The organism is Algibacillus agarilyticus (genome assembly GCF_003286125.1).
Lineage (GTDB): Bacteria > Pseudomonadota > Gammaproteobacteria > Enterobacterales > Alteromonadaceae > Algibacillus > Algibacillus agarilyticus.
Map to the genome: position 1 here is coordinate 1 of NZ_QMED01000063.1, position 2,676 is coordinate 2,676.

Consider the following 2,676-nt stretch of genomic DNA (forward strand, 5'->3'; position numbering starts at 1 on the left):
GCTAACGCCCCATTCAGGGGCTGAAAATAGCTTGCTAAAATTGTGAAGCGAAGCGGAACCGAGCAAGCTGTTAGCAGTCCCGTTACTGTAATGGCTTGTTAGGTGCTCTACTTCAAAAAGCGTACTGTTCTTCCGAGCACTTTAAATGTAAAACCATTCCTTTTCTATCAACTTCTGCAACTATAAATGAACTGTATATTAAATTGTAATCAGGGTGTGGTGAAAAAAAGTGGATTTCGTTTCCATTTTCATTACTTTCCAATAATTCACCATTATTAAATGTATTGTAAAGTTCATCTGCTTTTAAGGGCTTCTCCATGCTCATACAAGTACCATAAATTTTCTTTACCTCTGAATTAGAGCATCCCAGAATGAATAGCAGAAATAGAACTATTAACGAAATACGCATGAGCACCTAACGCCCAAATAACGGGCTTAAAATGCTTGGCTATGCTTTGCGACGAAGGAGCTTAAGCCAAGCGTTTTAAGTCCTGCGTTAATTTGTTTGTTAGGTGTTCTTGTGAGCCTCTTCTTTTATAGTATTCCAATCTAAAGTTTCGGAATGACCTACACATAACCCCTTGTCCTCACCACCACTTGGTGACTTATAAAATATTAATAATTGTGCTTTTTCAAAGAAACTTTGAGTACCCTCTGCATAGAAATAAGCAATGTTATTAGTTTTATCTTCCTGAGCCCCAATTGGAATTTGATTGTAGTCATTAAGATAAATGGAGTGAGTATATTCATAACCTTTAAATTTCAGTGGAGCCTTAACGTTAACTTCGAAAAAGGTTACCTTGTCATCGTAGAATGTTTCGACTTGCAAATTAATTGGAATTATAGATTTACCACCACACCCCAAGGCGTTAAAAGTAAAAAAGAGTAATAGGGGTAACGAATACTTCATGGAACACCTAACGCTCTAATAAACGGCTAAATGAAAGTTGGCTAAAATTGTGAGCGCAGCGAAACAGCCAACTTTTATGTGTCCGATTAATTAGCCTTGTTAGCTGGCAACTTACCGAACGTTCAAATAACACCTTAATCACTAAACTAATTGATTTTTCGAAAGATTGCATCAAATTTTATAACTTAACTTTGCTAAAAAGTTTGAACACTTAAAAAGAAAACCAAACATCGAATATTGAGAAGTTATTAAACCAAAGAGCTAAGAATTAAAAACCGCAAGATGAATTACACTCGCTTAAAACAACAAAATTTCATTGCCTGCTAACGCCCACTTAACGGGCAAATAATTAGCTTGGCTATAATATGGAGCGCAGCGACAGGAGCCAAGCTTTATTTGTCCTGTTGAAGTGCTTGTTAGAGAACTTCACCTTTCCACTGATGAAGTTTCTTTTTAATTATTTCGCGCTTTACATTTTTGGGATTGATAATTTTGAATATATGATCCAAAACTTCAATCGCTCTTTTCTTATCGCCATTAAGATAAAAAGTGTCTGCAATGTTTATTGCGTAATGATCGTCGATTTTTGCGTATTCATTATATTTATATAAACTATTGGCCAAATTTAATGCATAAGATTTATCACAAACAGCTTCTATTTCGCAGGAATTAATCATAGCGATAAGGTTATTTTGACACCACCTTCTAGCTCTATTATTTGTAATGGCATTATCACTTGGATCTTTAGATATACATTCGTCAAAAGTAGCTCTAGCAAGCTTATAGTTTCCAGAATATTGCTGATTTATAGCCATTTTATTTAACTCATACATTTCCATCTCATTAGGTGAATGTTGAGTTGTTTTACAACTTAATAGGAATAACGTGATTGACAAAATGGGGATATATTGGTTCATATAAGTTCTCTAACGCCCCATTAAGAGGCTTTTAATTGTTGGCTAAAATGTGAAGCGAAGCGGAACCTAGCCAACTGTTAAAAGTCCTGCTTGAATGGCTTATAGTTGCTCCGTTCCATTAATTAATCAGTTTACCTAACTTATTAATAGGTGGAATATGCTTCTGTTGCTTACGAATATTTGAGCGAAAACATTCGATGCTTATAACAAGACTTTCGGAGCAACAGAAGTCACTTGTTTCAATACGCATACTCAGGGATTGCCGTCTATATCGACTATCTATAAGACCTGCGAGAAACAATACCACTGCCATATTCCATGGTTAACTTTACGCTTTGGAGGTCAAAAATGAAAGTTTTTAATCCTACTGATTTTGCCGCCCTTATCGCTATCGATTGGGCAGATCGTAAACACGACGTTTGTGAACTCGAACAGAAAAGCGACAAACCCATTTTTACCGTTATTTCCTCAAAACCAGAAGCTATTAATGCTTGGGCGAATACTTTAAAACAAAAATATAATGGTCAACCCGTTGCTGTCGCTTGTGAATTAAAAAAAGGCCCTTTAATTTATGCGCTCAGTAAATTTCAGCATATCGTATTGTTTACTATAAACCCCTCTACCGTAGCAAAATACCGAAAGGCATTTACACTCAGTGGGGCTAAAGACGATCCAACAGACGCGGCTATCCAATTAGAAATATTACAGCAGCATATGCCTAAATTGAGCGTCATTACACCCGATACCGAAAGTGTCAGGTCGCTTGCCCAACTGGTTGAATATCGTCGTAAACTCGTGCAAGACCGTGTAGATTTAACAAATAAAATCACCACAACGTTGAAGAATTAT

3 protein-coding genes are annotated in these 2,676 nt (G+C 36.3%); 1 reads left to right on the top strand and 2 read right to left on the bottom strand.

All coding sequences use genetic code 11. The features are described 5' to 3' along the window. Positions 1-508 precede the first annotated feature (508 nt). Both DPX34_RS21425 and DPX34_RS21430 read right to left on the bottom strand, forming a co-directional pair. Positions 509-910 (bottom strand): hypothetical protein, encoded by a 402-nt coding sequence (locus DPX34_RS21425; protein WP_111980442.1) that lies wholly within the window; start codon positions 908-910, stop codon positions 509-511. 416 nt (positions 911-1,326) lie between these two features. After that, positions 1,327-1,743 (bottom strand): hypothetical protein, encoded by a 417-nt coding sequence (locus tag DPX34_RS21430; protein WP_157964819.1) that lies wholly within the window; start codon positions 1,741-1,743, stop codon positions 1,327-1,329. A gap of 432 nt (positions 1,744-2,175) precedes the next feature. Between DPX34_RS21430 and DPX34_RS21435 the strand changes: the two genes are divergently transcribed. After that, the coding region (locus DPX34_RS21435; RefSeq protein WP_157964591.1) for an IS110 family transposase at positions 2,176-2,676 on the top strand (501 nt) is incomplete at its 3' end.

Excerpts from the sequence above, each read along its gene's own strand:
- DPX34_RS21425 (WP_111980442.1), bottom strand. The coding sequence starts at position 910 with ATGAAGTATTCGTTACCCCTATTACTCTTTTTTACTTTTAACGCCTTG.
- DPX34_RS21430 (WP_157964819.1), bottom strand. The coding sequence starts at position 1,743 with ATGTATGAGTTAAATAAAATGGCTATAAATCAGCAATATTCTGGAAAC.